Source organism: Rhizobium sp. P32RR-XVIII (assembly GCF_012641395.1).
GTDB lineage: Bacteria > Pseudomonadota > Alphaproteobacteria > Rhizobiales > Rhizobiaceae > Rhizobium.
Genome location: NZ_JABAIH010000055.1, coordinates 1 through 6,421 on the forward strand (window position 1 = coordinate 1; position 6,421 = coordinate 6,421).

The following is a 6,421-nucleotide window of genomic DNA, read 5'->3' on the forward strand; positions in this document are numbered from 1 at the left end:
CATAAGGCATATGGATGGTCGCAGTCGCAAAGCATCACCTCCAGAGGATCGCTGGGAAGCCTTGGGCCATCGTGGTTGCGATACTCTGTGCAATCCTATTTGCACTTTTGGCAGCCGGGCGGGGTCCTTCCTCGGCCTTATGAAAATATTGGGAGCGGATAAGCTGCCTTTCAGCGGCCGCAGCAAGATCACGCAGGCCACAACTGTCAGAGCCAAGGTTGAAACGAGATGTGCGCACAGAGGTGGATCCAAGGAAAATTGGAGCCACACGGCGAACCGAAGTGCCGGCACAGCCACGATATTCATCGCAAAGAACGCCGGCCCGCCGGCGGATCCCCCGATCCGCTTTCGACAATGTGTGAATCTGATAGCCTATTGGGAAGAAGGGGAATCGCGGCCTCTCTCGCGCCTCACACTGATATCTGTCAGTCCCGTTCGTGAGAGGTCCAGCTTGCCACCAAAGTCCGTGCTCATTCGATGTTCTGCATATGTCTCTGAAGAAGTTTCACTCGAGAGGCGATCATTCGTGGTATCTTCTGTCATGAATTTGATAACCCCGGTTTGCAATGGTGGCGTCGGCAGCAAGCATGGAATCGACCCGGAACTGCTTGGCCGGGGCTTTGCCAGAAGGTGCCAGACGGCTGTGGCGACATTTGTTTGATGCCGGTGATCTATCATTAGCAATGGAGCGTTCATGAAAACTTTTCGGGAAATCCTTCAGAAGGCCGAAGCCGATCGTGTGGCGATCGGGCATTTCAATGTCTCCGACTTCACGCTCGTCAAGGCGGTCTTCAGCGCCGCGCAGGAGGTCAAGGTCCCTGTCATCATCGGTGCGTCGGAAGGGGAGCGGAAATTTTTCGGGACGAGGCAGCTTGCCGCTGTGGTGAAAAGCCTCAGGGAAGAGTTCGACTGGCCGATATATCTCAATGCCGATCACACGCATTCGCTGGAGAGCGCGCTGGAGGCCGCGAAGGCCGGGTTCGATTCCGTCGTCTTCGATCTCTCCGCCCTACCAGTCGAAGAGAATATCAGGAGGACGAGAAAGGCGATCGAGGAGCTGAAGTCCATAAACCCGGCGATCCTGATCGAGGGAGAGATCGGCGATATCGGAACGGGGTCGGAAATTCACAAGCAAATCAACACGCACGACCCGATCCTGACGACGCCGGCGGAAGCGAGGCAATTCGTCGAGGCGACGGGGATTGATGTTCTCGCGCCGGCAGTCGGCAACGCCCATGGCATGGTGCAGAGCATGGTGGAGGGCGAAACCAAGAAGCATCTGAGGATCGACCGCATCCGGGAAATCAAGGCGGCGACCGAAGTCTTTCTGACGCTGCATGGCGGATCGGGGACGGCGGATGCCGACCTGAAGCAGTCGATCGATGCTGGCATCAACATCGTGCATATCAACACGGAGCTGCGCATCGCCTGGCGGCGCGGCCTCGAGGAAGGGCTGGCGAAGGAGAAGTCCGAAGTGGTCCCGTACAAGATCTTGCCGGTTGCGGTTTCCTCGGTGCAGGAGGTCGTGCGGTCGAGGCTGAAGCTCTTCAATAAGATGCCGTAGGGGGCCTTGGCATACGAAGGCGGGGTCAGGCGCGTGCGATTATTGGCGCCCGGTCGAGATGGTCCTTGGCTTATCGCGATTCGCGAGCCTGCCTCGTTTCCTCGGGAAGTGATGGCGGTCGAATAGACCGGGGCGGCGACCTACTGGGTAACGGACGTGCGGTTGAACGAATTGACTCGCTACGAGATGGTTGCCCCGGGTTGCGGACGCTGTGGGACGCTTGCTTCGCCGCATCCGGTGGCGGCGACACCGAGGGGTTGCGAGGTAATGACGGTGCCGCTCGGTATCGTCGGGCGGTGGGGCTTTCGCTGTCACATCATACCATCGTCACTCCGCCAACTGTTTTGCCGGAAGAGGCACTATCGTGATCAGGCCGACGTGCGACCTTAGCGCTGTCGCCGGTCGCAGCCCGGCTGGAAGTCTATGTTCCTCGCCATGATCACCCAGGCAATGCGGCGATCTTGTTGGCGAGCGCAACGGCGACAAGCTTGAAAGGTTTCTCCGACAGCAAGCCTCGCGCAGTTCGCCAGGGGCATGTCACTGCTCGCCTTCCTCATCCGGTAAAGCGCGGCGTGCGCCGCGACCACGAGAAGCTTGCGCAGGTGCCCATTGCCCATTTTGGAGATAGTGCCCAGTCTTGGTGTGCCTTCGGTCGAGTGCTGGGGACGACGCCTAGCCAGGCGCGAAGTCACGGCCACACTCAAACAGCTTGGCATCATCTACCAGAAGGCGTTACCGGCCCAGGTGGAAAGTGATGCGACGAGGCTCGTCCAAAAGGTTAAAAATGGCGAGCCCTGTCGCAAACCACGGCACCGAGCGCCTTTGCTGCGAGTGCTGATGCCGCGGATGGTGCTAGGTTGGATAGAAAGCTACCTAAAGCTCGAAGATTGTCCCATCAATAACCAATTGGGGTTAAGAGCGCCGCTAAAGCAAGGGCTCGCCCCTAGGAAGGCGAGCCCCAGCCGCGTTAGATGGTTCCGCCGAACCCCCGCTGAAATTGCCCAAGTGTCCAGCTCTGACAATTCCCGTTGAGATTGTCAGAAAGACCCTAGCGATCATAGTAGCTAATTCGAATTATAACGATAGCGGACGCAACCTCAACCGACCGCGTCCGACCGCGCGGCCAAACGTCCCAGACAAGGCTGGCCCTGTGTTCCAAAAACCTCCAAGAACAGGCAGATTTCCGGGGAAAGGTGGCCGCGCGGTACCAGGATGGTTCATCGCTGGTAGGTGGGTCTAGAACGCTGCCGCGCGGCCACAGTTTCAACGAAGTGAACTTGCCAGGTGTTCCCGTCCGTTAGCGTACGGACGAAAAGAGACCCCGCGTGCCGGTAGAGTGCTGCGGGGTCAGGTCGCCAGTCTCGCTGGCCGGATGCGCAGGCAGACGATATGCCATGCAATCCACCGAACTAACGAGCCGAGGGGCGCTGCGTTCCCGACAGCAACGGGCAAAAAGACTTCCCGCTGAAACGGGGCAATGTGATCCAGAGGACCGCGCAGCCTCGAAGGGCAAGGAAGGGGCAAACAGTAACCCGTGCCGCACGAGCCCAAACGCCTAACAATCAGACGCCGCCGATGCTCCAGTTGGTGGCATAGAACCCTGCGCCAATACGCCTAGCACCCTACTCCGTCGGTAGGGCGATTGCCATTATGACTGTGTTGGACTGCCGATGTAACAGCTTTCCACAAAGGACATTTCGCTAGAAAATACGCGCGAAAGATCTCCGAAACGTAAGCCCAAAGGAGAGAGTTATGTCGGCAAAAGAACGACCATCACAGCTCAACCAAGCGCGGCGTCATTTCCTCGGTTTCGCTGCTGCAACAAGTGCCAGGCTAGCGGCAACGGGTATCGCCGGCTCAACTATGCTTTCTGGGTTCAGCGCCAAGCGCAGAGCCGTGGCAACGGCAACGGGAACAACGGGAATGGCAATGGCAACGGAAATGGTGGCGGCCGGTGCTTTCTCCGTGGCACCTCTATTCTGACCCCGACAGGCGAGATTTGCGTTGAGGAAATCCAGATCGGCGATCTTGTCTTATCCCTAAGCGGGCAGGTCATGCCGGCCAAATGGGTCGGTCATAGTCTCTACAAGCGAAGCGGTTCATCCTGGCATGCCGGCACGTCGTGCCGATCCGGATAGCACGGCATGCGCTGGACGAGCGGACACCGCACAGGGATCTCTATGTCTCCCCAGGCCATGCCCTCTTCATCGATGGCGTCCTTATTCTGGCGAAGGATCTCATCAATGGGACCTCCGTCGCGCCGGCCCCTCCTGCCGACGGGGAGGTGATCGAATATTTCCACGTGCTGCTCGAAACCCATGAAGTGATCTTCGCCGAGGGAGCGCCCGCTGAGACCTTCCTTCTCTGGCGCGACAACTATGAAGGCTTCACGAACTTCGCTCAATTCGCCCGCCTCTATCCTTCCGGTTTTGCGATGAAGCCATTTGCACGGGTTGCCGGCTTCGAGTCCGGACGGGATCACCTGAAGGCCCTTCTGCGACTAGGGATGCGTTGGGTTTTCCCCGGGCTTGAGCCGATACCTGGCGCTCGCGAGCCGATCGATCGCGCCTATGGGAGAATTGCAGCTCGCGCGGAGCAGTTGATAGCGTGAAGATAGAGCAAGCGACGAGTGTGACGGACCGGCTCAGCTGCACGCGACAAGCTGTAACCGCCGCGCTCACCGGGAGCCGCGAAACGGAAGATCTGCCAGAAGGGAAAGCGATATGCCTTGATGGTGGCAACGAATCTTGCGACAGCGCTTGTGATGATATCGGGAGCCATTGCCCGAGAGGGATGTCGCTCTGACTGAGCGCGGGCTTTGCCGCTCGCGCACCATGTACAAGCAGAGTTCGCAAGTAACGTTGCACGCTTTGTGATGCCCATCAGACGTGGCTTGCCCCCGGTCGTAAACTGTCGTGGCACGAGCCTTAGCCATGCGGCGAGATCGCGAGCACGATTAAAGCTGCTGGCATTTCCTTATCTCGGCTATCAGAGCTGTGGCATTCAGCGCTCCAATGCCTGGAATAGTTGTTAGCCGCCGCGCGAGAGGAAGGCCAGATCGATGCCGCCATCGTCGTAGAAATCGAACTGATAGGACTGATCGATCATCGCCCAGTAGTTTCGGGCAGCACCGGAGCGTCGAGGCCGGAGGCAGGAGCGCCGCTAATCAAGCCCTGCTCATTGGTGAGAACGACCTTGTCAAGCAGATTTTCTTCCGGACCGACAAGCCCAATGCCCGTGCAGATGCCGGAGCCTATGTTGCAGATCGCACCGCTTCTCCGGTCGCCCGAATTTGGCTCTCAAGCATTGCTTCCCACGCTGCGCTTCCAACCCAATGAACGGATGCGAACCGACCACCCGCTAACCGAGTCAAAATTTTAGTCAAAATTCCGCGCTTTGACCTTCGTATCGATCTGAAGATCAGACATAAACATGTCACGTGGAGATACAATCTGCTTCGGCTTATCCCGCGGATAGCGCCCCCTCTGGCGAACTCATCGCCGCGGCCGGTGGGCAGTTTGAACTCTTCATCAAGTGTCACTTTCCACTTGCTTTGGTTCCTCCTCACTTTGTGTGGTTCATCCGCTGTTAGCGACGGTGTTGCTATGGGCGGGCATGCTAACGAAATCGAAATGGTCGCCGGGCCTCGGTGTCAAGATACTGGGTTTCGCGCTGACTGTTGATGACGATTGGGGTGTTTCCGCAGCCGGATCCACGATCGGTATTTGGCCCGTTGTGGACGTCGAAGGCATGGTTGGTCCAACCGCAGCCGGCAGGATCTGCCGGTCCAAGGCAAGCCCGTGACAGTGAAGCTCCTGCTGAGCCGCTGGCGATGCAAATCGAGGACGCGGGTCAGGCAGCTGATAGAACGTCAGAAAAGAGGGCCTCTGGCGGGCAGGTCTGCGGAATGCAATGGTGCTCCGTCCGCACCGCTGGAATCGAAGGCAGGGGCCGTGTCGCCCTGCATTCAGTCCATCCCTCCGACATCCCATTGCCTCATCGTTCTGGCATGGAAACTACCGTCCCCTCCGCCCTTCCAAAGAGACATAGAGTCCGCTTTGCGGTGACAGCGTGCTCTATGGCGGCTCAAAGTGACAATCGATGCGACCCAGCGGCTGGATTCAACCCGTGAGAAGATCCCGGCCATCAAGCGCCAGCTGGGATCTCCGAAAGGCCTTCGCGCAGCAAGCGCCTTACCTCGTACCACCTGGCGGCGACGGCCTGCTGTTGGCGCTGAATCTGGGCACAAATGCTGGATGAACCCAAGCGATGTGATAATATGCTGATACGGGCAACTTGGGTGGACGATCTAAAGACGAAATTGCGCGGTCAGCCAGGAAGGACAGGGCCTGGGTGGTGGAGTCCGGCACATGGAGCTGTCTTTTGGGTTCGGCACTAGAGATGATGGCAGTCTCCAGCTTCTATGGGAAGACGGCGAACGGGTCTTCTGCCGGGGGTGGCATCTCGATCCTGACGGGACACGTAAGCCCGTGCTTGCCGCTCTGCCCGCCGCAGAGCATCCGCGACATTCCATCCTTGATAGCTTCGCCCACGAGTATGGCTTGACGGACGAGCTGGAAGGCACCTGGGCGCTTCGGCCGCTGGAATTGGTGCGCGAAGGTGGCCAGACCATGCTTGTACTCGAGGACCCGGGCGGTGAACTGCTTGCCCGGCGGCTCGGCGGCCCTATGGAGCCTGGAAGCTTCCTGCGCGTTGCGATCGGAATCGCGCTGGCCCTTGGCAAGGTCCATCAGCGCGGCCTGATCCACAAGGATATCAAACCTGCCAACATCCTGGTCAACGGCGAGACCGGAGAGGTGCGGCTAACGGGCTTCGGCATCGCCTCGCGCCTGTCCC

Annotated in this window: 4 protein-coding genes and 4 pseudogenes; 5 read left to right on the top strand and 3 right to left on the bottom strand. The window is 58.8% G+C overall.

All coding sequences use genetic code 11. From position 1 onward, the window contains the following. Positions 1–34: 34 nt before the first annotated feature. Positions 35–330, bottom strand: a pseudogene (locus HGP14_RS34880) (DUF983 domain-containing protein); the annotation flags it as partial. Positions 331–694: 364 nt separating this feature from the next. Here HGP14_RS34880 and HGP14_RS34885 point away from each other — a divergent pair. After that, positions 695–1,564, top strand: coding sequence for a ketose-bisphosphate aldolase (locus tag HGP14_RS34885; RefSeq protein WP_168834341.1), 870 nt, complete (start codon positions 695–697; stop codon positions 1,562–1,564). Between the two features lie 386 nt (positions 1,565–1,950). On the opposite strand, the pseudogene HGP14_RS34890 reads toward HGP14_RS34885, so the two are convergent. Continuing rightward, positions 1,951–2,287 (bottom strand): annotated as a pseudogene (locus tag HGP14_RS34890) (transposase); the annotation flags it as partial. A gap of 1,289 nt (positions 2,288–3,576) precedes the next feature. Between HGP14_RS34890 and HGP14_RS36415 the strand changes: the two are divergent. Continuing rightward, positions 3,577–3,702, top strand: coding sequence for a hypothetical protein (locus tag HGP14_RS36415; RefSeq protein WP_312862250.1), 126 nt, complete (start codon positions 3,577–3,579; stop codon positions 3,700–3,702). Beyond that, entirely contained in the window at positions 3,687–4,175 is a 489-nt protein-coding gene (locus tag HGP14_RS34895; RefSeq protein ID WP_312862249.1) for a Hint domain-containing protein, read from the top strand. The genes HGP14_RS36415 and HGP14_RS34895 overlap by 16 nt, the downstream gene beginning before the upstream one ends. 163 nt (positions 4,176–4,338) lie before the next feature. Here HGP14_RS34895 and HGP14_RS34900 read toward each other — a convergent pair. Next, positions 4,339–4,607 (bottom strand): annotated as a pseudogene (locus HGP14_RS34900) (transposase); the annotation flags it as partial. A 572-nt stretch (positions 4,608–5,179) separates the two neighbouring features. Between HGP14_RS34900 and HGP14_RS36145 the strand changes: the two are divergent. Together HGP14_RS36145 and HGP14_RS34905 are read left to right on the top strand one after the other, a co-directional pair. Then, a pseudogene (locus HGP14_RS36145) lies at positions 5,180–5,400 on the top strand (ISL3 family transposase); the annotation flags it as partial. A gap of 534 nt (positions 5,401–5,934) precedes the next feature. Next, positions 5,935–6,421, top strand: a 487-nt coding sequence (locus HGP14_RS34905) for a protein kinase domain-containing protein (RefSeq protein WP_168834342.1), incomplete at its 3' end; no start/stop codon positions are given.